At 37.5% G+C, this 24,086-nt stretch carries 40 protein-coding genes; 36 read left to right on the top strand and 4 right to left on the bottom strand.

Annotated elements, in window-relative coordinates; translation table 11 throughout:
• Nucleotides 1-7 precede the first annotated feature (7 nt).
• Nucleotides 8-925, top strand: coding sequence for an MDR efflux pump AcrAB transcriptional activator RobA (robA, locus tag H3S73_RS08800; protein WP_039127734.1), 918 nt, complete (start codon nt 8-10; stop codon nt 923-925).
• Between the two features lie 43 nt (nt 926-968).
• Here the strand turns inward: robA and trpR are convergent, their stop codons facing one another.
• Both trpR and sltY read right to left on the bottom strand, forming a co-directional pair.
• Nucleotides 969-1,259, bottom strand: a complete 291-nt coding sequence (gene trpR, locus H3S73_RS08805; RefSeq protein WP_216355862.1) for a trp operon repressor — start codon at nt 1,257-1,259, stop codon at nt 969-971.
• Nucleotides 1,260-1,270: 11 nt separating this feature from the next.
• A complete protein-coding gene (sltY, locus tag H3S73_RS08810; RefSeq protein ID WP_198236406.1) occupies nt 1,271-3,211 on the bottom strand; it encodes a murein transglycosylase in 1,941 nt (646 codons plus the stop codon).
• 166 nt (nt 3,212-3,377) lie between these two features.
• Between sltY and iscR the strand changes: the two genes are divergently transcribed.
• The 35 genes from iscR to rplQ all read left to right on the top strand — a co-directional run bounded on the left by iscR (nt 3,378) and on the right by rplQ (nt 22,775).
• Nucleotides 3,378-3,833, top strand: coding sequence for a Fe-S cluster assembly transcriptional regulator IscR (iscR, locus tag H3S73_RS08815; RefSeq protein WP_039127725.1), 456 nt, complete (start codon nt 3,378-3,380; stop codon nt 3,831-3,833).
• A gap of 36 nt (nt 3,834-3,869) precedes the next feature.
• On the top strand, nt 3,870-5,084 hold the full coding sequence (locus H3S73_RS08820) for an IscS subfamily cysteine desulfurase (RefSeq protein WP_039127722.1): 1,215 nt from the start codon (nt 3,870-3,872) through the stop codon (nt 5,082-5,084).
• 15 nt (nt 5,085-5,099) lie between these two features.
• On the top strand, nt 5,100-5,486 hold the full coding sequence (gene iscU, locus H3S73_RS08825; RefSeq protein WP_025314376.1) for a Fe-S cluster assembly scaffold IscU: 387 nt from the start codon (nt 5,100-5,102) through the stop codon (nt 5,484-5,486).
• Complete coding sequence (gene iscA, locus H3S73_RS08830; protein WP_025314377.1) at nt 5,486-5,809, top strand: iron-sulfur cluster assembly protein IscA; 324 nt, start codon at nt 5,486-5,488, stop codon at nt 5,807-5,809. Before iscU ends, iscA begins: the two co-directional genes overlap by 1 nt.
• Before the next feature lie 14 nt (nt 5,810-5,823).
• Nucleotides 5,824-6,342: a Fe-S protein assembly co-chaperone HscB gene (gene hscB / locus H3S73_RS08835; protein WP_039127718.1), complete on the top strand. Its 519-nt coding sequence runs from the start codon at nt 5,824-5,826 to the stop codon at nt 6,340-6,342.
• 36 nt (nt 6,343-6,378) lie between these two features.
• The gene (hscA, locus tag H3S73_RS08840; protein WP_198236407.1) at nt 6,379-8,238 is read left to right on the top strand and encodes a Fe-S protein assembly chaperone HscA; all 1,860 of its coding nucleotides are present in this window, start codon (nt 6,379-6,381) and stop codon (nt 8,236-8,238) included.
• Nucleotides 8,239-8,252: 14 nt separating this feature from the next.
• Complete coding sequence (gene fdx, locus H3S73_RS08845; protein ID WP_034884110.1) at nt 8,253-8,591, top strand: ISC system 2Fe-2S type ferredoxin; 339 nt, start codon at nt 8,253-8,255, stop codon at nt 8,589-8,591.
• Between the two features lie 441 nt (nt 8,592-9,032).
• Entirely contained in the window at nt 9,033-9,344 is a 312-nt protein-coding gene (gene rpsJ, locus H3S73_RS08850; protein ID WP_006120582.1) for a 30S ribosomal protein S10, read from the top strand.
• A gap of 31 nt (nt 9,345-9,375) precedes the next feature.
• The gene (gene rplC / locus H3S73_RS08855) at nt 9,376-10,002 is read left to right on the top strand and encodes a 50S ribosomal protein L3 (protein ID WP_025314383.1); all 627 of its coding nucleotides are present in this window, start codon (nt 9,376-9,378) and stop codon (nt 10,000-10,002) included.
• Between the two features lie 16 nt (nt 10,003-10,018).
• Entirely contained in the window at nt 10,019-10,621 is a 603-nt protein-coding gene (gene rplD / locus H3S73_RS08860) for a 50S ribosomal protein L4 (protein WP_025314384.1), read from the top strand.
• A complete protein-coding gene (gene rplW, locus H3S73_RS08865) occupies nt 10,618-10,920 on the top strand; it encodes a 50S ribosomal protein L23 (protein WP_025314385.1) in 303 nt (100 codons plus the stop codon). The genes rplD and rplW overlap by 4 nt, the downstream gene beginning before the upstream one ends.
• A gap of 18 nt (nt 10,921-10,938) precedes the next feature.
• Entirely contained in the window at nt 10,939-11,763 is an 825-nt protein-coding gene (gene rplB / locus H3S73_RS08870) for a 50S ribosomal protein L2 (RefSeq protein ID WP_025314386.1), read from the top strand.
• Nucleotides 11,764-11,782: 19 nt separating this feature from the next.
• Entirely contained in the window at nt 11,783-12,061 is a 279-nt protein-coding gene (gene rpsS, locus H3S73_RS08875) for a 30S ribosomal protein S19 (RefSeq protein WP_024496505.1), read from the top strand.
• 13 nt (nt 12,062-12,074) lie between these two features.
• Entirely contained in the window at nt 12,075-12,407 is a 333-nt protein-coding gene (rplV, locus tag H3S73_RS08880; RefSeq protein ID WP_025314387.1) for a 50S ribosomal protein L22, read from the top strand.
• Between the two features lie 14 nt (nt 12,408-12,421).
• Nucleotides 12,422-13,159, top strand: coding sequence for a 30S ribosomal protein S3 (gene rpsC, locus H3S73_RS08885; protein WP_025314388.1), 738 nt, complete (start codon nt 12,422-12,424; stop codon nt 13,157-13,159).
• Between the two features lie 12 nt (nt 13,160-13,171).
• Nucleotides 13,172-13,582: a 50S ribosomal protein L16 gene (gene rplP / locus H3S73_RS08890; protein ID WP_025314389.1), complete on the top strand. Its 411-nt coding sequence runs from the start codon at nt 13,172-13,174 to the stop codon at nt 13,580-13,582.
• On the top strand, nt 13,583-13,774 hold the full coding sequence (rpmC, locus tag H3S73_RS08895; protein WP_025314390.1) for a 50S ribosomal protein L29: 192 nt from the start codon (nt 13,583-13,585) through the stop codon (nt 13,772-13,774).
• 1 nt (nt 13,775) lies between these two features.
• Nucleotides 13,776-14,036: a 30S ribosomal protein S17 gene (rpsQ, locus tag H3S73_RS08900; protein WP_025314391.1), complete on the top strand. Its 261-nt coding sequence runs from the start codon at nt 13,776-13,778 to the stop codon at nt 14,034-14,036.
• Nucleotides 14,037-14,230: 194 nt separating this feature from the next.
• Nucleotides 14,231-14,602 (top strand): 50S ribosomal protein L14, encoded by a 372-nt coding sequence (gene rplN, locus H3S73_RS08905; protein ID WP_025314392.1) that lies wholly within the window; start codon nt 14,231-14,233, stop codon nt 14,600-14,602.
• A 10-nt stretch (nt 14,603-14,612) separates the two neighbouring features.
• Nucleotides 14,613-14,927 carry a 50S ribosomal protein L24 gene (rplX, locus tag H3S73_RS08910; protein WP_025314393.1) on the top strand — a complete coding sequence of 105 codons (315 nt, stop codon included), beginning with the start codon at nt 14,613-14,615 and terminating at the stop codon, nt 14,925-14,927.
• A gap of 17 nt (nt 14,928-14,944) precedes the next feature.
• A complete protein-coding gene (gene rplE, locus H3S73_RS08915; RefSeq protein ID WP_025314394.1) occupies nt 14,945-15,484 on the top strand; it encodes a 50S ribosomal protein L5 in 540 nt (179 codons plus the stop codon).
• Nucleotides 15,485-15,495: 11 nt separating this feature from the next.
• Nucleotides 15,496-15,801: a 30S ribosomal protein S14 gene (gene rpsN / locus H3S73_RS08920; protein ID WP_025314395.1), complete on the top strand. Its 306-nt coding sequence runs from the start codon at nt 15,496-15,498 to the stop codon at nt 15,799-15,801.
• Nucleotides 15,802-15,818: 17 nt separating this feature from the next.
• Complete coding sequence (rpsH, locus tag H3S73_RS08925; RefSeq protein ID WP_039129274.1) at nt 15,819-16,211, top strand: 30S ribosomal protein S8; 393 nt, start codon at nt 15,819-15,821, stop codon at nt 16,209-16,211.
• A gap of 11 nt (nt 16,212-16,222) precedes the next feature.
• Entirely contained in the window at nt 16,223-16,756 is a 534-nt protein-coding gene (gene rplF, locus H3S73_RS08930) for a 50S ribosomal protein L6 (RefSeq protein WP_065738254.1), read from the top strand.
• 9 nt (nt 16,757-16,765) lie between these two features.
• Nucleotides 16,766-17,119 (top strand): 50S ribosomal protein L18, encoded by a 354-nt coding sequence (gene rplR, locus H3S73_RS08935; protein WP_025314398.1) that lies wholly within the window; start codon nt 16,766-16,768, stop codon nt 17,117-17,119.
• Nucleotides 17,120-17,133: 14 nt separating this feature from the next.
• Nucleotides 17,134-17,634: a 30S ribosomal protein S5 gene (gene rpsE / locus H3S73_RS08940; RefSeq protein ID WP_025314399.1), complete on the top strand. Its 501-nt coding sequence runs from the start codon at nt 17,134-17,136 to the stop codon at nt 17,632-17,634.
• A 6-nt stretch (nt 17,635-17,640) separates the two neighbouring features.
• The gene (gene rpmD, locus H3S73_RS08945) at nt 17,641-17,820 is read left to right on the top strand and encodes a 50S ribosomal protein L30 (RefSeq protein ID WP_025314400.1); all 180 of its coding nucleotides are present in this window, start codon (nt 17,641-17,643) and stop codon (nt 17,818-17,820) included.
• 5 nt (nt 17,821-17,825) lie between these two features.
• A complete protein-coding gene (gene rplO / locus H3S73_RS08950; protein ID WP_198236408.1) occupies nt 17,826-18,260 on the top strand; it encodes a 50S ribosomal protein L15 in 435 nt (144 codons plus the stop codon).
• 8 nt (nt 18,261-18,268) lie between these two features.
• Complete coding sequence (gene secY, locus H3S73_RS08955; RefSeq protein ID WP_025314402.1) at nt 18,269-19,609, top strand: preprotein translocase subunit SecY; 1,341 nt, start codon at nt 18,269-18,271, stop codon at nt 19,607-19,609.
• Nucleotides 19,610-19,635: 26 nt separating this feature from the next.
• Nucleotides 19,636-19,749, top strand: coding sequence for a 50S ribosomal protein L36 (rpmJ, locus tag H3S73_RS08960; protein ID WP_025314403.1), 114 nt, complete (start codon nt 19,636-19,638; stop codon nt 19,747-19,749).
• 169 nt (nt 19,750-19,918) lie between these two features.
• On the top strand, nt 19,919-20,275 hold the full coding sequence (rpsM, locus tag H3S73_RS08965; protein ID WP_025314404.1) for a 30S ribosomal protein S13: 357 nt from the start codon (nt 19,919-19,921) through the stop codon (nt 20,273-20,275).
• A 15-nt stretch (nt 20,276-20,290) separates the two neighbouring features.
• Nucleotides 20,291-20,680 (top strand): 30S ribosomal protein S11, encoded by a 390-nt coding sequence (gene rpsK, locus H3S73_RS08970; protein ID WP_025314405.1) that lies wholly within the window; start codon nt 20,291-20,293, stop codon nt 20,678-20,680.
• Nucleotides 20,681-20,722: 42 nt separating this feature from the next.
• Complete coding sequence (rpsD, locus tag H3S73_RS08975; RefSeq protein ID WP_025314406.1) at nt 20,723-21,343, top strand: 30S ribosomal protein S4; 621 nt, start codon at nt 20,723-20,725, stop codon at nt 21,341-21,343.
• A gap of 25 nt (nt 21,344-21,368) precedes the next feature.
• Nucleotides 21,369-22,358, top strand: coding sequence for a DNA-directed RNA polymerase subunit alpha (gene rpoA, locus H3S73_RS08980; protein WP_065738256.1), 990 nt, complete (start codon nt 21,369-21,371; stop codon nt 22,356-22,358).
• A gap of 27 nt (nt 22,359-22,385) precedes the next feature.
• Entirely contained in the window at nt 22,386-22,775 is a 390-nt protein-coding gene (gene rplQ / locus H3S73_RS08985; RefSeq protein WP_025314408.1) for a 50S ribosomal protein L17, read from the top strand.
• A 168-nt stretch (nt 22,776-22,943) separates the two neighbouring features.
• Here rplQ and H3S73_RS08990 read toward each other — a convergent pair whose 3' ends face one another.
• Together H3S73_RS08990 and radC are read right to left on the bottom strand one after the other, a co-directional pair.
• A complete protein-coding gene (locus H3S73_RS08990) occupies nt 22,944-23,147 on the bottom strand; it encodes a SlyX family protein (RefSeq protein WP_025314409.1) in 204 nt (67 codons plus the stop codon).
• 51 nt (nt 23,148-23,198) lie between these two features.
• Nucleotides 23,199-23,870, bottom strand: coding sequence for a DNA repair protein RadC (gene radC / locus H3S73_RS08995; protein WP_198227607.1), 672 nt, complete (start codon nt 23,868-23,870; stop codon nt 23,199-23,201).
• Between the last annotated feature and the right edge of the window lie 216 nt (nt 23,871-24,086).

Genomic DNA, 24,086 nt, shown 5'->3' on the forward strand with positions numbered 1-24,086 from the left:
GGGTTTTATGAATCAAGTTAGTATTATTTCAGATCTTATCGTTTGGATTGAGAAAAATTTAGAACAGCCATTGTCTATTGATAATGTATCGCAAAAGTCTGGTTATTCAAAGTGGCATCTACAACGTATGTTTAAAGAAGTGACGGGTCAAGTTCTTGGAACTTATATTCGTCATCGTCGCTTAACTTATGCAGCGCTCTCTTTGCGTATGACCAGTAAACCCATTTTAGACATTGCTATGCAATATCGTTTTGATTCGCAACAAACATTTACCCGATCTTTTAAAAAACAGTTCAATGAAACTCCAGCAAGTTATCGTAGAGGTGAATTTTGGGATCCAGCAGGATTAACACCAGCAATTGAGCTTAATAAAAATCAGCTTTCACTACCTGAACCCAAATTTGTTGATATGCCGAAACAGACTTTTTGGGGAATTTCTTTCAAAAATAATTGTAATTTAGGGCAATTATTAGACGAAGAAAATAGACTTAGAACACAGTTTTTTCATAATTATTTATCCCGTTGTACAAATAAAAACGAAGATTTGCCTGATAAAATCTATGCTTTTAGTCGCATATTAAAAAGCAAAGATAATACCAATGAACAAGAATTACTTTATACGATTGCATTAGATCATAATAATAATCTTGAACATATTGAAGAAGTTGTCAGTGAAGGTGGATTATATCTTTGCTTTAAATATATTGGTTCACCAGATAACTTTAGAGATTTCATTTCTCAAGTACATTTAGCCGCAATGCCAGCTCTAAAAGTTCGGTTGCGTAGTTCCAGCTGTTTAATCGAAATCCATCATAATCTTCATGATGATACGGTTGCCTCTGTTAAAGATATTAAGACTATGGAATGTGATTACTGTGTGCCAGTTGTTACAGAAACTGAGGTTAATATCCAACAAAATTTATAACTCTGATTGTTACAAGTGTAACGAATAGATATTAGCTAGTGTTTTAGTTATCTGAGCTTAATAGAATATTCTCTAACCATTTTTTAAATTCAGGTGTTGCCTCTTTTAGACTATTAGAACCTCGAGTTACTGTAGCAATGCCTATTTTTAGTTGATCTTTTAGTTGTCGTTGGTTGATTGAACCGTCAAGTAATGAATGTATGATTTTTACTCGAGTTATCAATGCATCACGCTCATCGGCGGTCATTAATAATTTTAATATATCAATTGAATAACCATCATTAAATGCTTGGTGTAATAGCTTAACGGTTTGTTGCCATTCATTAGTTTTCATTATAGTCACCATTAATATTGTTTATTAAATTCATGCTGAGTCAAAATATGTGGATTTTTTTTACCTAAGATTATTTGATAGATATAGTCATAAACTAAAACACTTTTCACGTAATTACGTGTTTCAGTAAATGGAATACTATCAATAAAAGCAACGGCATCAAGTTTTCCACCACTCTCTTTTAACCATCGTTTAACGCGATTAGGTCCAGCATTATAAGCAGCTGAAGATAATATCCGATTATTACCATTTTGTAGATAAACTGAATTTAAATAGTAACTACCCAATTGTATGTTGATTTCAGGATCGAACAGTTGTGTTGATGAAGTATAAGTAAGTAAGCCCATTTTTTTAGCTGTTTCTTTAGCGGTTGCAGGCATCAGTTGCATTAATCCTCTGGCTCCAGCTGAAGATTGTACCGAGGTATCAAGCGCACTTTCTTGACGAGAAATAGCTAAAGCATAAGAAAGAGGGATAGCTTTATCTTTTAGGGTATCATGGTATAAGTCTTGGTACATGATGGGCAAGCGTTCATTCCAGTTATTCCATAATTTGCCTACAATCGTTGCTTGAATACTTAGATCCCCCCAACCTTTATGTAAAGCATATTGAGCCAATTTTAGATATTCATTACTATCCACTTGATTGTTTAGCATATATCGCCATTCTCTGCTTGATTCTGGCAACATTCCTAAACTACGTAATTCATTAATTCTTTTCACAAATGGTTTATCATCAAACTTAGACTTTAATGCTGAAATTTCGGTATGAGTAATTTTTTTTGATTGATTATTAAGAGAATAATGTCGATTCAGCGTTTGCGCACTGATCATCCCATAAAAACCACGTTTAGCTGTGAGTGTTTGTAAAATACTATTAGCTTCTTTTTTTCGATTATTTTTTAATAACACTCGTGCTTTCCAATATTGCCAATCTTCTTTTAATTGATCTTCTGGTGATAGTTGTTCTAACCAATAAGCAATATCCTTGTAATTATTTTCATCAATAGCTAAACGAATACGTTTTTCAACCAAAGATGAATCATGGCTTTTAGCAATATAATTATCTCGCCATTTAATTTGTTCATAAGTGGCTGAATCATTAAAGTAACGGTTTGCTAAACTTTTTTGCAATAAACTTTGTTCATTTTCATTTAATTTTTGCTGTTTGATGAATTGTGGTAATAAGGTCTCAGCTAATTCTATATCGACTTTAGCTAAACGAGAAAATGATGCTAAAATAATCTTTTTAGTAAAAGAACTCGCTTTAATATTTTTTGAAAAGTCGTCTAATTTTCTCGGATTATCAAATAAAGCTAGTAAATTATTTTTAGTTGTTTTGTAATCCTCATCTAATAAATTTGCTAGATACCGAGCTAATTTTAGATTATTCGCTTCAACTGCCAATTCAATACGTAATAATATTAAATTGTTTGTTCGTTTACCGGCTTTAGCCCAAGCATTAAGTAATGGATCACATGCAGAAGAAAGATCTTTTCCTGTCATCCAAAGTGTTTCTACATCTTTAAAAACTGATTTATCTCCGTTTTTCATGAGTAAAGCATATTGGTAGCGACAATTAGAAGATATTGAATTATCTTTTGGGAATGAAATTATTGAACTCCAATCTTGGCGATTTGTTAACTCTTTCAAGTAGGATTGTGTTAAAGAGTTTGTTAAAGGAAAATCCTGATTTTTCTTTACAAAATCGCTAACTACATCAGGGGAGACAACTTTTATATTTTTTTGAAAAAATTGCACAGCAGCGTAAGGATATAATGGATAATTTTTTATGGTTGCAAGTAATGTTTTTTGGTCTTGAAAACTTAACGATTGATAAGAGTTAATCCATTTTTGATAATTTTCTCGTAACATTTTTTGAGAATTATTTGCGAAAGCGTTACTTGTAAATATTAAACTTATTATCAGTAAGTAACGTGATACCAATTTCATCCTTTTAGCTCCCATATGAATTTATCTAACTAGATTAGCATATTTCATTGTGTTTCGTCGATGATGAACTAAGAGAGGATAATTCCCACTAAAATAGTCAACTAAATACTTGACTAAAATAAAAGGATATATACAATAAATATTATAACACATAGGGGGATGATTAATGAAATTGACATCAAAAGGAAGATACGCGGTAACTGCAATGTTGGATGTAGCATTACATTCTGATTCAGGACCTGTATCACTTGCCGATATTTCAGAACGTCAAGAAATCTCACTTTCTTATCTTGAACAATTATTTGCGCGGTTACGAAAAAATGGTTTAGTAACCAGCGTTAGAGGCCCTGGTGGGGGTTATGTGCTGAGTCGGTCAATGGATCAAATTGCGATTAGCTCAATTGTAAAAGCCGTTGATGAGACGGTACATGCAACTAAGTGTCACGGTCAAGATGGCTGTCAAGGTGGTGTTAGATGTCTAACTCATACACTATGGAATGATTTAAGTGAGCGAATTGAAGACTTTTTAACCAGTATTACACTTAGCGAATTAGTCAATAATAATGAAGTTAAAGCCGTAGCTAATCGACAAAGTAATATACGACACGTCAGCATTAATTAAAAAATAAAATACAGAATTTGTTATTGGGAGTAATTAATGAAATTACCTATTTATATGGATTATGCAGCTACAACACCCGTTGATCCTAGAGTTGCTGAAAAAATGATGCAGTATTTAACACCAAATGGTATTTTTGGTAATCCTGCATCTCGTTCTCATAAATTTGGTTGGCAAGCCGAAGAAGCAGTTGATATTGCTCGAAATCAAATTGCAGATCTTATTGGTGCTGATTCCCGCGAAATTGTATTTACTTCAGGAGCAACGGAAGCTGATAACTTAGCTATTAAAGGTGCAGCGCATTTTAATAAAGCTAAAGGTAAACATATTATTACTTGTAAAACGGAACATAAAGCGGTACTTGATACTTGTCGTCAACTTGAACGTGAAGGTTATGAAGTGACTTATTTGGCTCCAGAGTCTAATGGGATACTGGATTTAGATAAACTTGCAGCAGCCATGCGCAGTGATACAACCGTTGTATCAATTATGCATGTCAATAATGAGACTGGTGTCATTCAAGATATCGAAAAAATTGGTGAGATGTGTCGTGAAAGAGGTATTGTTTTTCATGTTGACGCAACCCAAAGCGTCGGTAAATTACCCATTGATCTGTCTAAATTAAAAGTTGATCTTATGTCATTTTCTGGACATAAAATTTATGGGCCAAAAGGGATTGGTGGACTTTATGTTAGACGTAAACCTCGCGTTCGTATTGAAGCACAAATGCATGGTGGTGGTCATGAGCGCGGTATGCGTTCTGGTACGTTGCCAGTGCATCAAATCGTTGGTATGGGCGAAGCATATCGTATAGCTAGAGAAGAAATGGCAACTGAAATGCCACGTTTATTAGCGTTAAAAAATCGCTTATGGAATGGCTTAAAAGATATCGAAGAAGTTTATCTTAATGGTTCTTTAGAACATAGTGTCCCTAATATATTAAATGTAAGCTTTGCTTATATTGAAGGTGAGTCACTTATGATGGCTTTAAAAGATTTAGCCGTATCATCCGGTTCAGCATGTACTTCTGCAAGTTTAGAACCATCTTATGTATTGAGAGCACTTGGTCTTAATGATGAACTTGCACATAGCTCAATTCGATTCTCATTTGGTCGATTTAGTACTGAAGAAGAAGTAGATTATGTTATTAAACTAATTAAAGATTCTATTGGTAAATTAAGGGAATTATCTCCACTTTGGGAAATGTTCAAAGATGGTGTTGATCTAAGCAAAATCAAATGGTCAGCCCATTAAAATTAGGAGTAAATTATGGCATACAGTGAAAAAGTAGTTGATCACTATGAAAACCCTCGTAATGTTGGTTCTTTTGATCAAAATGATCCTAATGTTGGTAGTGGCATGGTTGGTGCACCGGCATGTGGTGATGTTATGCGTTTACAAATCAAAGTAAATGATGACGGTATAATTGAAGATGCTAAATTTAAAACTTATGGTTGTGGTAGTGCAATTGCATCAAGTTCTTTAGTTACTGAGTGGATTAAAGGTAAATCTTTGGATGAAGCGCAAGCAATCAAAAATACAGATATTGCTAAAGAACTTGAGTTACCACCTGTTAAAATTCACTGTTCGCTTTTAGCGGAAGACGCAATTAAAGCAGCAATTGATGACTATAAAACTAAAAAAGGTCAAAGTTAATGGCAATTACACTAACAAATAGCGCCGCTAATCGTGTTCAGGCTTTTCTTGCTAATCGTGGAAAAGGGGTAGGATTGCGGTTAGGCGTTAAAACATCCGGTTGCTCTGGTATGGCATATGTTTTAGAGTTTGCTGATATTATTAACGATGATGATAGTGTGTTTGAAGATAAAAATGTTAAAGTCATTGTTGATAAAAAAAGTTTGGTTTATATCGATGGTACCGAACTGGATTTTGTTAAAGAAGGATTAAACGAAGGTTTTAAATTTAATAATCCCAATGCGCAAAATGAATGTGGCTGCGGTGAAAGCTTTAATGTGTAATTGGGGTAATGAACATGCCTAATTACTTTGAACTATTTGATTTACCTGTTAAGCTACCAGTAGATGTTTCGTTACTAACAGCAAATTATCAACAATTACAAAGACAATATCATCCAGATAATTTTGCCACTGCTAATGATAACGATAAAATGGTGATGGTACAAAAATCAGCAATGATTAATGACGGTTATCATACACTGAAAAATCCCATTAAAGCTGCTGAACATTTGTTGTCTCTGCAAGGTTTTGATGTGGCAACTGAGCAAAATATTATTCATGATGCTGATTTTTTAATGGAACAATTTGTTTTACGTGAAAAATTAGAAGATATTGAAAGTCAGGATGATTTTGTTATATTAGATGACTTTCATTCGCAAGTTTTTGCGCGTCAACGTGATGTTTATAAAGAATTATTAGAATTTATTGACAAACAAGATTGGGAAGCAGCCCTTAATCAAATCTTTAAAATCCGCTATTTAACTAGATTGATAGAACAAATCGAAAAGTTACAAGAAAAACAATATGCTTTATAATTTTAGTTAAGCATATATCAATTAGAGACAATTCAAATGGTATTATTACAAATTAGTGAACCTGGACAAACTCCTGAACCTCATCAGCGCCGTTTAGCTGTGGGAATTGATTTGGGGACAACTAATTCACTAGTTGCTACTGTGCGTAGCGGACAAACCGAAGTGTTACCAGATTTGGATAATGATTTTCTATTACCTTCAGTTGTTCATTACGGCTTAGATGTTGATGATAATCTTGTTATTACCGTTGGTAAGCATGCAAAATCTAATGCTGTAAATGATCCTCAAAACACGGTGAGTTCTGTTAAACGGTTAATGGGTAGAAACTTATCTGATGTTGATGCTGTACATTTTCCTTATACTTTTTCACAAACGGATAATGGTGTTCCATTATTGAATTTGCCTAATAATCAAGTTAACCCAATACAAGTCTCCTCGGAAATTTTGATCGCTTTAGCTCAACGTGCAAAACAGAGTTTAGGTGGTGAAATTGATGGTGCTGTAATCACAGTGCCAGCCTATTTTGATGACGCGCAACGGCAAGCAACAAAAGATGCGGCTAAATTAGCTGGGCTGCATGTTTTAAGATTATTAAATGAACCAACTGCTGCTGCTATCGCTTATGGTTTAGATACTGGCAAAGAAGGCGTTATTGCAGTTTATGATTTAGGTGGCGGTACATTTGATATTTCTATTTTGCGTCTACATAAAGGGGTATTTGAAGTTTTAGCAACCGGTGGTGATTCAGCACTAGGAGGTGATGATTTTGACCGATTGCTTGCTGATTATTTAAAAAATCAATTAGGTTTAGAAAATAATACTGATCCCTATATAAACCAAAAAATTATCGATGAAACAGTTAAAATAAAAATAGCATTAAGTCAGCAAGACTTAGCTTTAGCTAATATAGAAGGTCAATCTTTAACTATAACGCGTCAACAATTTCAAGACTTAATTGAACCTTTAGTTAAACGAACTTTGGCGGTTTGTCGCCGAGCATTAAGAGATGCTGAAATCAATATTGATGAAGTGGTTGAAGTTGTCATGGTCGGTGGATCAACTCGTGTCCCTTTAGTTCGACAATTAGTGGGTGATTTTTTTAGAAAAGAGCCTTTAACTTCCATTGATCCTGATAAAGTTGTTGCTATTGGTGCGGCAATACAAGCTGATATTCTGGTTGGTAATAAGCCCGATTCAGATATGTTATTGCTTGATGTTATTCCTTTATCTTTAGGAATAGAAACAATGGGGGAATTAGTAGAAAAAATCATCCCTCGTAATAGCACAATACCCTGTGCAAGAGCTCAAGAATTTACCACATTTAAAGATGGCCAAACAGCTATGATGATTCATGTGTTACAAGGTGAGCGTGAAAGTGTTGCAGATTGCCGATCGTTAGCTCGTTTTACGCTAAGAGGTATTCCCCCAATGCCTGCTGGCGGAGCACATATTCGTGTTACTTTTCAAGTTGATGCTGATGGTTTATTAAATGTTACTGCAATGGAAAAATCAACAGGTGTTGAAGCTGCGATTCAAGTTAAGCCATCTTATGGTCTAACTGATAATGAAATTGCTAACATGATTCAAGATTCAATCAATTATGCCCAGCAAGATAAACAAGTAAGAATGCTTGCCGAACAAAAGGTTGAAGCGGCTAGAGTACTAGAGAGTTTACAAAGTGCTTTAGATAAAGATGCTGATCTATTAAATGAGCAACAGCTTAATCAGATTTTAATCGCTAAGCATCAGTTACAGGCAGTAAGTGAATTAGATGATAGTGATGCTATCAAAAAGCATATTAAGATTGTTGATAATATGACACAAGAGTTTGCTGCTAAACGTATGGATAGATCAATTCGTCAAGCCTTAACTGGCCATAAAGTTGATGATATTTAACAAACGAGATTATTATGCCCAAAATTACATTTTTACCTAATGCTGATCTTTGCCCTGAAGGCAAAACAGTTGAAGCTGAAGAAGGTGAATCTATTTTAGAAGTTGCACTTCGTAATGATATTGAAATTGAACATGCATGTGAAATGTCTTGTGCATGTTCAACATGCCATTGTATTGTTCGTAAAGGTTTTGATTCGCTAGAGGAAAGTGATGAACAAGAAGATGATATGCTTGATAAAGCTTGGGGAGTCGAGCCTCATAGTCGACTAAGTTGCCAAGCTCGAGTTGCTGATGAAGATCTTGAAGTTGAAATTCCAAGATATAGTTTAAATCATGCCAAAGAAGATCATTAAAAAGACCGCCATAATGGCGGTTTTATCTATCACAATTTGATTTAAATTTCTGCAAAGCGCTTTTCTTTCCTTAAATAATCTATTTTAAAAAGGATGTTTGAAGAATGATATATTGTAATTAAATTCACTCTTCAAGCGTCAAAACTCGTAATTATACCTATTATTTAAAAAATGTTTGTTAGTTAAATAATTATCTACATACTTTATTAATTACTCCTTGCATTCATTTATAATTTACGTATAATTGACGCACTTTGTTTGTTGATTTTTCAACAGCAAATGCGTATAAAGATATAGTTAATATGTAATATATTGAATTATATCAACAATACTCCCGATTTGGGGGTTACGAAAAGAACGGATTACACTCTCCTGTCAATCGAAACAGGGTAGGAGGAGTAGTCTTTTGTTATAACTTTTAAATAATGGAGCTCTGGTCTCATGTCGAACCAAAGAATCCGTATCCGGTTAAAAGCGTTTGATCATCGTTTGATTGATCAATCAACTGCTGAAATTGTAGAAACTGCGAAGCGCACAGGTGCGCAAGTTCGTGGTCCTATTCCATTACCGACACGCAAAGAGCGTTTCACTGTATTGATTTCTCCGCACGTAAATAAAGATGCGCGAGATCAATATGAGATTCGCACTCACAAACGTCTAGTTGATATTGTTGAGCCAACTGAAAAAACAGTTGATGCCTTAATGCGTCTAGATCTTGCTGCCGGTGTTGATGTGCAGATCAGTTTAGGTTAATCCTAAGCTGAATGATTGAGAGGTCGAAACAATGATTGGTTTAATCGGTCGTAAAGTGGGAATGACACGAATCTTCACTGAAGAAGGTGTTTCTATTCCCGTCACCGTAGTAGAAGTTCAAAGCAACCGCGTTACTCAAGTTAAAACTCTTGAGAATGATGGTTATCAAGCTATTCAGGTTACTACTGGCAGCAAAAAAGCAAGCCGCGTAAATAAACCTGAAGCAGGTCATTTCGCTAAGGCTGGCGTTGAAGCTGGTCGTGGTCTATGGGAATTCCGTTTTGAAGAAGGCGAATTTACTGTAGGTCAAAGTATTAACGTTGATATTTTCACTGACGTTAAAAAAGTTGATGTTACTGGAACATCTAAAGGTAAAGGTTATGCTGGTGTAACTAAACGCTGGAATTTCCGTACTCAAGATGCAACTCATGGTAACTCTTTGGCACACCGTGGTCATGGCTCTATCGGTCAAAACCAAACTCCAGGTAAAGTGTTCAAAGGTCGTAAAATGGCAGGTCACTTAGGTAATGAACGTGTAACTGTTCAAAACTTAGATATTGTGCGTGTTGATGCAGAACGTAACCTTTTATTAATTAAAGGTGCTGTTCCAGGCGCAATCAATAGTGACGTAATTGTTAAACCGGCAATCAAGGCTTAACGTCGAGGAGATAGAGATGGAATTAGTAGTAAAAGACGCGCAAGCGCTTTCTGTTTCCGAAACTACCTTCGGACGTGAGTTTAATGAAGCGTTAGTTCACCAAGTAGTTGTTGCTTATGCATCTGCTGCTCGTCAAGGCTCTCGCGCACAAAAAACTCGTGCAGAAATCGCTGGTTCAGGTAAAAAACCATGGCGTCAAAAAGGCACAGGTCGTGCTCGTTCAGGTTCTATTAAGAGCCCAATCTGGCGTAGTGGTGGTGTGACATTTGCAGCAAAACCACAAGATCATAGCCAAAAAGTTAACCGTAAAATGTATCGTGGTGCATTAAAGAGTATTTTCTCTGAATTAGTGCGTCAAGAACGTTTAGTTGTGGTTGAAACATTCACTGTTGAAGCACCTAAGACTAAATTATTAACTCAGAAATTAAATGATATGAACCTTAATGATGTTCTTATTATTACTTCTGATGTTGATGAAAATCTTTTCTTAGCAGCACGTAACTTACATAAAGTTGATGTGCGTGATGTGGCAGGTATTGATCCAGTTAGTTTGATTGCATTTGACAAAGTGGTTATCACTGTTGATGCTGTTAAACAAGTAGAGGAGATGTTAGCATGATTCGTGAAGAGCGTCTGCTTAAAGTCCTGCGAGCACCACATATTTCTGAAAAAGCATCTATTTCAATGGAAAAAACAAATACATTAGTATTGAAAGTTGCTAAAGATGCTACTAAGAGAGAGATTAAAGCCGCAGTTGAACAACTATTTGAAGTTAAAGTAGATGGCGTTAATACACTTGTTGTTAAAGGCAAAGTTAAACGTCGTGGTCAACAAATCGGTCGCCGTAGCGACTGGAAAAAAGCTTACGTTACTTTAGCAGAAGGTCAAAATTTAGACCTTGCTGGCGTCGCTGAGTAATTCGGAGGAGTAAGAACAATGGCAGTTGTTAAGTGTAAACCTACATCTCCGGGTCGTCGCCACGTTGTTAAAGTGGTTAACCCAGAGTTGCATAAAGGTAAGCCTTATGCACCGTTGCTTGATTCAAAAAGCAAAACTGGTGGTCGCAATAATAATGGTCGTATCACTACCCGTCATATCGGTGGTGGTCATAAACAACATTATCGTATTGTTGACTTTAAGCGTAATAAAGATGGTATTCCAGCAGTTGTTGAACGTTTGGAATATGATCCAAACCGTAGTGCAAATATTGCATTGGTTTTATATAAAGACGGTGAACGTCGTTATATTTTAGCGCCTAAAGGCTTAAAAGCAGGTGATCAGATCCAATCTGGTGTTGATGCATCAATTAAAACAGGTAACTGTTTACCGATGCGCAATATTCCAGTCGGTTCTACCGTGCATAATATTGAAATGAAACCAGGTAAAGGCGGACAACTTGCTCGCTCTGCTGGTAGTTATGTTCAAATCGTTGCGCGTGATGGTGCTTATGTAACATTACGTCTACGTTCAGGTGAAATGCGTAAAGTGTTATCTGATTGCCGTGCCACCATTGGTGAAGTTGGTAACTCAGAACATATGCTTCGCGTATTAGGTAAAGCGGGCGCAGCGCGTTGGCGTGGTGTTCGTCCTACCGTTCGTGGTACAGCAATGAACCCGGTAGACCATCCACATGGTGGTGGTGAAGGTCGTAACTTTGGTAAACATCCTGTGTCTCCATGGGGTCAAAAAGCCAAAGGATTGAAAACGCGTAGCAACAAACGTACTGATAAGTATATTGTTCGCCGTCGCAATAAGAAATAATTAATATAGAGGATTAGCTATGCCACGTTCTCTCAAGAAGGGTCCTTTTATTGACCTACACTTGCTGAAGAAGGTAGAGAAAGCGGTGGAAAGCGGGGACAAGAAACCAATTCGTACTTGGTCCCGTCGTTCAACGATCTTTCCTAATATGATCGGTTTGACCATCGCTGTCCATAATGGTCGTCAGCACGTTCCAGTTTATGTTTCCGACGAAATGGTTGGTCATAAATTGGGTGAATTCGCGCCGACTCGTACTTATCGCGGCCACGCGGCTGATAAGAAAGCTAAGAAGAAATAAGTAGGAGAAAGAGATGGAAACAATTGCAAAGTATCGCCACGCTCGTTCTTCTGCGCAAAAAGTTCGCTTAGTTGCAGATCTTATTCGCGGTAAGAATGTGTCTCAGGCACTTGATATTTTAACGTACACCAATAAAAAAGCGGCTGTACTTGTTAAAAAAGTATTAGAATCTGCTATTGCTAATGCAGAGCATAACGATGGTGCTGATATTGATGATCTAAAAGTTGCGAAAATTTTCGTAGATGAAGGCCCAACCATGAAGCGTATTATGCCTCGTGCGAAAGGTCGTGCAGATCGAATTTTGAAGCGTACGAGTCACATCACCGTGATCGTCTCAGATCGCTAGGCTGGAGAATAGCAATGGGTCAAAAAGTAAATCCAAATGGTATCCGACTAGGCATCGTCAAGCCTTGGACATCTACATGGTATTCGGGTACAAAGACATTCGCTGATAATTTAGAAAGTGATTTTAGAGTGCGTGAATTCTTGAACAAAGAATTAGCACAAGCATCAATCTCTAAGATTGTAATCGATCGTTCAGCAGAAACTAACGTTCGCATTACTATTCACACTGCTCGTCCAGGTATTGTGATTGGTAAAAAAGGTGAGGACGTTGAAAAATTACGTAATGCCGTAGCTTCTATTGTCAATAAATATAAAGACAAGAGAGAAAAACGTGATGTTGCAGTACAAATTAATATTGCCGAAGTTCGTAAACCTGAACTTGATGCTAAATTAGTTGCTGACAGCATTACTTCTCAGTTAGAACGCCGTGTTATGTTCCGCCGAGCTATGAAACGTGCGGTTCAAAACGCAATGAAAGCGGGTGCTAAAGGTATCAAAGTTGAAGTAAGTGGTCGTTTAGGCGGCGCTGAAATCGCTCGTAGTGAATGGTATCGTGAAGGTCGAGTACCTTTACATACATTACGTGCTGACATCGACTATGGTTTGTCTGAAGCATTAACAACCTATGGTATTATTGGTGTTAAAGTGTGGATCTTCAAAGGTGAGATCCTTGGTGGTATGGCTGCCGTTGAACAAGCAGAGAAACAACCTGCTGCTCAACCGAAAAAGCAGCGCAAAGGCCGAAAACAATAAGGAGCGTCGCTGATGTTACAACCAAAGCGTACAAAATTCCGTAAAGTGCACAAGGGCCGCAATCGTGGTCTTGCTGTAAGTACTGACGTTAGTTTCGGTACATTCGGTCTTAAGGCTGTGGGTCGTGGTCGTTTGACTGCGCGCCAGATCGAAGCGGCACGTCGTGCAATGACTCGTGCAGTTAAGCGTCAAGGTAAAATCTGGATTCGAGTTTTCCCTGATAAACCAATTACTGAAAAACCACTTGAAGTGCGTATGGGTAAAGGTAAGGGTAACGTTGAATACTGGGTTGCTCAGATTCAACCAGGTAAAGTCCTTTATGAAATGGACGGAGTACCGGAAGAAGTTGCTCGTGAAGCATTTGCGTTGGCAGCTGCAAAACTGCCAATTAAAACCACCTTTGTGATTAAGACGGTGATGTAAATGAAAGCAAAAGAGCTACGCGAAAAAAGCGTTGAAGAGTTAAATACTGAACTTCTTAATTTATTACGTGAGCAATTTAACTTACGTATGCAATTATCTGGGGGTCAGTTGAAACAGACTCATATGTTAAAACAAGTGCGTCGTAATATTGCACGAGTTAAAACGTTATTAACTGAGAAGGCGGGTGCGTAATATGACTACTGAAGTAAAAATTCGTACTCAGCAAGGTCGTGTTATTAGCGACAAAATGGATAAATCTATTACTGTAGCTATTGAACGTAAAGTGAAGCATCCGTTATATGGTAAGTTCATTAAACGTACGACTAAATTGCATGTACATGATGAAAACAACGAGTGTGGTATTGGTGATACTGTAGAAATTAAAGAGTGTCGTCCATTATCAAAAACCAAATCTTGGACTCTTGTTCGAATCGTTGAAAAAGCGGTTAGTTAATCTATTTGATTAAAAACTGCACATAATATAATAAACGGCTCGACGGCCGTTTATTTTATGCTATCCATTTTATTTGAGTGGTGTTATACTATGCGCCCTCACGTAAGTGGGTTTTTGGTTGTCTATTCTTATCCATGGAAGTTGAGGTGGATGAAGGTAGATTAGACAATAATTAATTTATACGGAGCATTAAAATGATCCAAGAACAGACTAGGCTAGATGTTGCCGATAACTCTGGCGCACGTAGCGTAATGTGTATCAAGGTTCTCGGTGGATCGCACCGTCGTTATGCAGCGGTAGGTGATATCATCAAAGTTACTATCAAAGAAGCAATTCCACGTGGTAAAGTTAAGAAAGGTGATGTACTTAAAGCTGTGGTAGTGCGCACTAGAAAAGGTGTTCGTCGTCCTGATGGATCTGTCATTCGTTTCGATCGCAATGCTTGTGTTATTTTAAATAATAACAGTGAGCAACCGATTGGTACGCGTATTTTTGGACCGGTCACTCGTGAACTTCGTTCTGAGAAGTTTATGAAGATCATTTCATTAGCACCAGAAGTACTGTAAGGAGCGGGTAATGGCAGCGAAAATCCGTCGAGAAGATGAAGTTATCGTGTTAACTGGTAAAGATAAAGGTAAACGCGGTAAAGTAAGAAGCGTTTTGTCTACTGGCAAAGTAATTGTTGAAGGTATTAATTTGGTGAAAAAACACCAAAAACCTGTACCTGCATTAAATCAAGATGGTGGAATTGTTGAGAAAGAAGCAGCTATTAATGTTTCTAACGTAGCAATTTTCAACCCAGCTACAGGCAAAGCAGATCGCGTAGGCTTTCGTATTGAAGACGGCAAAAAAGTCCGTTTTTATAAGTCTACTAATGAATTAATCAAATAAGTAATTTGGAGTGTACGATGGCGAAACTGCATGATTACTACAAAGCACAGGTAGTAAATAAACTGCAAGAACAGTTTGGCTACAAATCTGTCATGCAAGTCCCTCGGATCGAAAAGATCACCTTGAATATGGGTGTGGGTGAAGCAATTACTGATAAAAAATTATTAGATAATGCTGTTGCAGATTTAGCTGCAATCAGTGGTCAAAAACCACTAGTCACTAAAGCACGCAAATCAGTTGCTGGTTTTAAAATCCGTCAAGGGTATCCTATTGGTTGTAAAGTCACTTTACGTGGCGAACGCATGTGGGAATTTTTTGAACGTCTAGTTTATATTGCTCTTCCTCGTACTCGAGATTTTCGTGGTTTAAGCGCGAAATCTTTCGATGGTCGTGGTAACTATAGCATGGGTGTTCGTGAACAAATCGTTTTCCCTGAAATCGATTATGATAAAGTTGATCGTGTTCGTGGTTTAGATATTACTATCACTACTACTGCACAATCAGATGAAGAAGGCCGAGCTTTATTATCTGCCTTTAACTTCCCATTTCGTAAGTAAGGTAGGGCATAATGGCTAAACAATCAATGATTGAACGCGACAAAAAACGCGTAAAGCTAGCAGAAAAATATTTTGCAAAGCGTCAAGAATTAAAAGCGATTATCTCTGATCTTAATGCATCAGATGAAGATCGTTGGAATGCAGTGCTTAAATTGCAAACGCTTCCTCGTGATTCTAGTCCATCACGTCAACGTCGTCGTTGTCGTCAAACAGGTCGTCCTCATGGCGTCCTTCGTAAGTTTGGTTTAAGCCGTATTAAGGTTCGTGAATCAGCCATGCGTGGTGAGATTCCTGGTCTTAAAAAGGCAAGTTGGTAATCAGGGGAGTGTTATAGATGAGCATGCAAGATCCTATAGCAGATATGTTGACCCGTATTCGTAACGGTCAAGCTGCGAATAAAGTTGCAGTCACCATGCCTTCCTCTAAGCTAAAAGTGGCAATTGCCAATGTGCTAAAAGAAGAAGGTTATATCGGGGACTTTAAAATTGTTGGTGACACTAAGCCAGAATTGGAAATTACTTTAAAATATTTCCAAGGTAAAGCTGTTGTAGAAAGTATTAAACGTGTTAGCCGTCCAGGTTTACGTATTTATAAACGTAAAGATGAATTGCCAAAAGTTATGGCTGGACTAGGTATCGCAGTTGTTTCTACTTCTAAAGGTGTTATGACTGATCGTGCAGCACGCCAAGCAGGTCTTGGTGGTGAAATTATCTGCTACGTAGCGTAAGGGAGAAAAAAATGTCTCGTGTTGCAAAAGCACCTGTCGTTGTTCCTGCTGGCGTAGAGGTAAAACTCAATGGTCAGGTAATTACGATTAAAGGTAAAAATGGCGAGTTATCTCGCACAATAAATAATGCTGTTGTAATTAATCAAGAAGAAGGTCAAATTAAATTTGGTCCTCGTGATGGTTTTGCAGATGCTTGGGCTCAAGCTGGAACTGCACGTGCATTGGTTAACGCAATGGTTATTGGTGTTACTGAAGGTTTTACTAAAAAACTTCAGTTAGTTGGTGTCGGCTATCGTGCACAAGTTAAAGGTAATGCGATTGGTTTATCTCTTGGATATTCTCATCCAATTGAACATGAATTACCAGCTGGTGTAAAAGCTGAATGTCCTTCACAAACTGAAATCGTACTAACAAGTGCGGATAAACAGTTAATTGGACAAGTTGCAGCAGATATCCGTGCTTATCGTCGTCCTGAGCCTTATAAAGGTAAAGGTGTTCGTTACGCAGATGAAGTTGTGCGTACTAAAGAAGCTAAGAAAAAGTAAGGTAACACTATGGATAAGAAATCAGCTCGTATCCGTCGTGCAACTAAAGCGCGTCGCAAGATGCATGAACTACTTGCAACTCGCTTGGTGGTTCACCGCACTCCGCGTCATATTTATGCGCAGATTATCGCACCAAACGGATCAGAAGTACTGGCAGCAGCTTCTACGTTAGAAAAAGCTATCAGTGAAAGTTTAAAATACACTGGAAACAAAGATGCAGCGGCAGCAGTTGGTAAAGCAATTGCAGAACGTGCATTAGCGAAAGATATCAAAGAAGTTTCATTTGATCGTTCAGGTTTCCAATATCATGGTCGAGTTCAGGCGCTAGCAGATGCTGCTCGCGAAGCTGGCCTACAGTTCTAAGGTAGGAGTTAAAGATGTCAAACATCGAAAAACAAGCTGGTGAACTGCAGGAAAAATTAATCGCAGTTAACCGAGTTTCTAAAACCGTAAAAGGTGGTCGTATTTTTAGTTTTTCTGCACTAACAGTAGTTGGTGACGGTAATGGCCGCGTAGGTTTTGGATATGGTAAAGCACGTGAAGTGCCTGCAGCAATCCAAAAAGCAATGGAAAAAGCACGTCGTAATATGATTAATGTTGCTTTAAATAACGATACTTTACAGCATCCAGTTAAAGGTGCTCATACTGGGTCTCGTGTTTATATGCAACCAGCATCAGAAGGTACTGGTATCATCGCGGGTGGTGCAATGCGCGCTGTTTTAGAAGTTGCAGGAGTTCGTAACGTTCTAGCTAAAGCATATGGTTCAACTAACCCAATTAATGTGGTTCGTGCGACGATTGATGGCTTAGAAAATATGAAATCACCAGAAATGGTTGCTGCTAAACGTGGTAAAACCGTCGAAGAAATTTTGGGGTAATTAGCCATGGCAAAAACAATTAAAATTACACAAACTCGTAGTTCTATTGGTCGTCTACCGAAGCATAAAGCAACGTTAGTTGGTCTAGGATTACGTCGTATTGGTCATACTGTTGAGCGTGAGGATACTCCTGCGATTCGCGGTATGGTAAACCAAGTTTATTACATGGTTAAAGTTGAGGAGTAATAGTAATGCGTTTAAATACTTTATCTCCTGCTGAAGGTTCAAAGCATGCACCTAAACGTGTAGGTCGAGGCATTGGTTCTGGATTAGGTAAAACTGGTACTCGTGGTATTAAAGGTCAAAAATCTCGTTCAGGTGGTGGCGTACGTCGCGGCTTTGAAGGTGGTCAAATGCCTTTATATCGTCGTTTACCAAAATTTGGTTTTACCTCACGTAAAGCTCAAGTTACAGCTCAAGTTCGTCTTTCAGATTTAATGAAAGTTGAAGGTGATATTGTTGACCTAAATAGCTTAAAAGTCGCTAATGTGATTAATTCACAAATCGAGTACGCAAAAATTATGTTATCTGGTGAATTAACTAAACCTGTAACTGTTCGCGGTATTCGAGTGACTAAAGGTGCTAAAGCTGCAATTGAAGCTGCTGGCGGAAAAATTGAGGAATAATTAGAAAGATGGCAAAGCAACCAGGATTAGATTTTCAAAGTACACGAGGCGGTAGCGGCGAGCTTAAAAGACGTTTATTATTTGTGCTTTTAGCGCTTATTGTTTTCCGTCTTGGTTCTTACGTTCCGGTTCCTGGTATTGATACTAAAGCGTTATCGGACTTACTAGAACAAGCATCATCTAATGGTATTGTAGGTATGTTCAATATGTTCTCTGGTGGTGCTTTAAGCCGTGCTTCGATTTTTGCTTTAGGGATAATGCCTTATATTTCTGCATCAATTATTGTGCAATTATTAACGGCCATTAGCCCTAAACTTGCAGAATTGAAGAAAGAAGGTGAGTCAGGTCGTAAGAAAATTAGTCAGTACACTCGTTACGGCACATTGGCTTTGGCGATGGTACAAGCTGTTGGTATTGCGACTGGGTTACCTAATATTCCTGGTTATGGTCAAGTGGTCATTGATCCAGGATTTTCTTTCTATTTTATTGCATCGGTTAGCTTAGTTACTGGCACTATGTTTCTTATGTGGTTGGGTGAACAGATCACGGAACGCGGTGTAGGTAATGGTATTTCAATCATTATCTTTGCTGGTATCGTTGCAGGTCTTCCTCATGCAATCTATGAAACGATTGAACAAGCTCGTTCTGGTTCATTGCATCCGATTTTATTATTAGTCGTGGCAGCATTAGTGGTTGGTGTGACTTATTTTGTTGTATTTGTTGAACGTGGTCAACGTCGTATCGTTGTCAATTATGCTCAACGTCAACAAGGTCGTAGAGTTTATGCGGCACAAAGCACACATTTACCATTAAAAATCAATATGGCAGGCGTTATCCCTGCAATATTTGCTTCAACAATTGTTATGTTACCATCAATGATGGCTTCTTGGTTTCAAGGAGATGGTGAAGGATGGAGATATATCATTGTTCTTATCGGACAATACTTCTCTCATGATCAACCATTATATATAATCTTTTTTGCAGCAGCGATTATCTTCTTTTGTTTCTTTTATACGGCGTTGGTTTTCAACCCAAGAGAGACAGCAGATCAGCTAAAAAAATCTGGTGCATTTATTCCAGGTATCCGTCCAGGTGAACAAACATCTAAATATATCGACAAAGTAATGACTCGTTTAACGCTGGTTGGCGCAATCTACATTACTTTTGTATGTTTGGTTCCAATGTTTATGACAAGTGCAATGAAAGTTCCGGTTCAATTTGGTGGAACTTCTTTATTAATTGTGGTTGTTGTAATCATGGATTTTATGGCACAAGTACAGACTTTAATGATGCCAAATCGTTATGAGTCAGTGTTAAAGAAAGCGAACCTTAAAGGCTACGGCCGATAAGTTAGCCAGAAGTTACGGAGAAAAACATGAAAGTTCGTGCTTCAGTCAAGAAATTATGCAGAAATTGTAAAATCATTAAACGTAATGGCATTGTTCGTGTTATTTGCGTTGAAGGTAAACATAAACAACGTCAAGGCTAATTATTTGGTTGCGAAGTTGTAACTTTTGCATATTTTACTTGCCAAAGTATAGTAAAGCTGGCTAGAATAGCCAGCCTAAATTTATTTGTAAAATCGCTGTTTGAGTATCCTGAAAACGGGCTTTTCAGTATAGTGATTTTACTAAACATTAACAATAAAGGAGTGCATAGTGGCCCGTATAGCAGGCATTAACATTCCTGATCAGCAACATGCTGTAATTGCATTACAAGCAATTTATGGTATCGGAAATACCCGCGCTAAGACAATTTGTGCTGAAGCTGGTATTCCAGAACATGTTAAGATCAGAGAACTATCTGAAGATCAGATTGAAAAGTTACGTGAACAAGTCGCTAAATTCACAGTTGAAGGTGATTTGCGTCGTGAAGTAACTATGAGTATCAAGCGTTTATTAGACCTTGGTTGTTATCGTGGCATGCGTCACCGTCGTGGACTTCCGGTTCGTGGTCAACGCACTAAGACTAACGCTCGTACCCGTAAGGGACCGCGTAAGCCAATCAAGAAATAATTGAGGTATAATTAAATGGCAAAGACACCTGTTCGTACACGTAAACGTGTTAAAAAGCAAGTTTCTGATGGTATAGCTCATATTCATGCATCATTTAACAATACAATCGTAACTATTACCGATCGTCAAGGTAATGCGTTGGGTTGGGCAACCGCTGGTGGTTCTGGTTTCCGTGGCTCTCGTAAGTCAACACCTTTTGCAGCTCAAGTAGCAGCAGAACGTTGTGCTGAAGCCGTCAAAGATTACGGAATCAAGAATCTGGAAGTTATGGTAAAAGGACCTGGTCCTGGTCGTGAGTCAACAATTCGTGCATTAAATGCAGCGGGTTATCGCATCACTAATATTACTGATGTTACTCCGATTCCTCATAACGGTTGTCGTCCACCAAAGAAACGTCGTGTTTAATTTTGTTAAACATTGAATGTTTAGGATTATTGGAGAAATAAAATGGCAAGATATTTGGGACCAAAGCTCAAATTAAGTCGTCGTGAAGGTACAGATTTATTCCTTAAATCTGGAGTCCGAGCGGTTGATAGTAAATGTAAATTAGAACAAGCTCCTGGACAACATGGTGCGCGTAAACCGCGTTTATCAGATTATGGTGTTCAGTTACGTGAGAAACAAAAAGTTAGACGTATTTATGGAATCTTAGAACGTCAATTCCGTAATTATTACAAAAATGCTGCGCGTATTAAAGGCAATACCGGGGAAAACCTACTTGGTCTTTTAGAGCGTCGTTTAGATAACGTTGTTTATCGTATGGGATTTGGTGCAACTCGTGCTGAAGCTCGTCAATTAGTTAGTCATAAAGCTGTTCTTGTTAATGGTCAGGTAGTGAACATTGCTTCTTATCAGGTTTCACCAGAAGATGTAATTAGTGTTCGCGAAAAATCAAAAAAACAAGCACGTATTAAAGCCGCTTTAGAGTTAGCTGAACAACGTGAAAAACCAACATGGTTAGAAGTTGATGCTAGCAAAATGGAAGGTGTATTTAAACGCTTACCAGAACGTTCAGATTTATCTGCTGACATCAACGAACATTTGATCGTCGAACTTTACTCTAAGTAAAGTTTAGCACTTAAGAGAGGACATAATGCAGGGTTCTGTAACAGAGTTTTTAAAACCTCACCTAGTTGATGTTGTTCAATACAGTCAAACTCATGCTAAAGTGACTTTAGAGCCACTTGAGCGTGGTTTTGGTCATACTTTAGGTAATGCACTACGCCGCATTTTATTATCATCTATGCCGGGACATGCAGTAACCGAAGTTGAAATTGACGGTGTTCTGCATGAGTACAGTACTAAAGAAGGCGTTCAAGAAGATGTGCTTGATATCTTGCTTAATTTAAAAAAATTAGCGGTTCGAGTGCATAATAAAGATGATGTTATGCTGACTTTAAATAAATCAGGTATTGGTGCTGTAACTGCATCTGATATCACTCACGATGGTGATGTTGAAATTGTTAATCCTGATTTAGTAATTTGTCATCTTACTGATGCCAATGCTTCAATTAGTATGCGTATTCGTGTACAACGAGGACGTGGTTATGTCCCTGCTTCTGCTCGTGTCAAGTCAGAAGATGAAGATCGACCAATTGGTCGTTTGTTAGTTGACGCATGTTATAGTCCTGTTGAGCGTATCGCTTATTCTGTCGATGCTGCTCGTGTGGAACAGCGTACAGATTTAGACAAACTTGTTATCGATATGGAAACAAATGGTACTATCGATCCTGAAGAGTCTATCCGTCGTGCATCAACAATTTTGGCTGAACAACTTGAAGCTTTCGTTGATCTACGTGATGTACGTCAACCAGAAGTTAAAGAAGATAAACCGGAGTTCGATCCAATTCTTTTACGTCCAGTAGATGACTTGGAATTAACCGTTCGGTCTGCTAATTGCTTAAAAGCAGAAGCAGTTCATTATATTGGTGATTTAGTGCAACGTACTGAAGTTGAGTTGCTTAAAACTCCTAATCTTGGTAAGAAATCACTTACTGAAATTAAGGATGTGCTCGCATCTCGTGGTTTATCTTTAGGCATGCGTCTTGAGAATTGGCCACCAGCAAGTATTGTTGAAGACTAAGATAAAATTTATAAGAAGGATAAAGTTATGCGCCATCGTAAAAGTGGTCGTCAACTGAACCGAAATAGCAGCCATCGTCAAGCAATGTTTCGTAACATGACTAGTTCACTTGTTGAACATGAAATCATCAAAACTACATTGCCTAAAGCAAAAGAGTTGCGTCGTGTTGTTGAACCGTTAATTACGCTAGCCAAAAGCGATAGCGTAGCTAATCGCCGTTTGGCATTTGCTCGTATCCGTGATAAAGATACAGTGAAAAAATTATTTTCAGATTTAGGTCCACGTTTTGCTACCCGTCCAGGCGGTTATGTACGTATTCTTAAATGTGGTTTCCGTGATGGAGATAATGCTCCAATGGCTTATATTGAATTAGTTGATCGCCCTGCGGTAGAAGAAGCAGAAGCAGCAGCTGAATAATTATAAAATCATTGTGTACAAAAACCGGCTATATGCCGGTTTTTTATTAGTAAAATAAATTTTCTGTTTTATAAGAGATTTAAATCTTAAGCAATGACTTATTAATTTTATTATTGAGTTTTGAGTTGTAAATTAAAAGGGAATCCCTATAAGATACAGCAATATACATTAATAATGTGGCGGAGGGGTCTCTTCAGACAAGCTAGCAATATTTGATACTTGTGTTGCTTGAAGTTTTTGCGACAATAATGTTAATTGTTCTTTAAGTTTACTGATATCAGATTGTAGATTAACTACCATCTGATTTAATTCTTCAATGGTCATTTCTTGAAATGCAACTTTTGTTTCTAGTAATTCTAATTGATGTTTCATAAAGTGTTTTTGTGGATTCTATTCAATTTTTCATATTGTAAGCAAAAAGACCTATGAAATCCATCCTCGTTCGGCAAAAGAGACGTATTCCCCTTTACCTATTACAAGATGATCAACAATTCGGATATCAATTAATTCACAAACTTGCTCTATTTTTTGAGTTAATACACGATCTGCTTGACTTGGTTCAGCCATCCCAGATGGATGATTATGCGCTAAAATCAAACCCGCAGCGTTATGTTGCAATGCTCGTCTAGCAACTTCTCGTGGATGCACTTCGACACAATTATAAGTACCAATAAACATTTCTTCAGATGTAATTACTTGATTTTGATTATTTAAAAAAACTACCATAAAAATCTCACGATCTTTATTTGCTAATCGACTAGCTAAGTAATGATGAGTTAAGGATGGTGAAGAAAGAAAGTTTTCGTTTGCCATTTTAACTTTAAGGTATCGGTGTGAAAGTTCAATGACTGCTTTTAATTGTGTGTATTTTACTGTTCCTAATCCATTTTTTTTACAAAATTCACTATGGCTTGCATTAATTAAATTATACAAAGAACCAAATTCACTTAATAATTTTTGCGATAACTGTAAAACAGGTAAGTTACGGGTACCAGTACGTAAAAATAACGCTAGTAATTCAGCATCACTTAATGTTTCTACTCCAAATTTCAAAAGCTTTTCTCTGGGCATTAATGTTGTGGGTAGTGAAGACATAATACAATTCCTATTATTCAAAACTGAATTATTAATGGAATAATAGATAAGATAAAATAATAAGTAGAAATATTATGAGTTATTTCACAAAAAAATGAGAAACTTTGCACCATACAAAAAAAGCGCCTAATTGAAGTGACCCCCAATAGTTGGACAACCACTAACTGGGGGTCTTTTTATGTCAAAATATAGTCGAGATTTAAAAATTATCATAGC

It is taken from the genome of Gilliamella sp. B14384G12, assembly GCF_016101825.1.
GTDB lineage: Bacteria > Pseudomonadota > Gammaproteobacteria > Enterobacterales > Orbaceae > Gilliamella > Gilliamella apicola_N.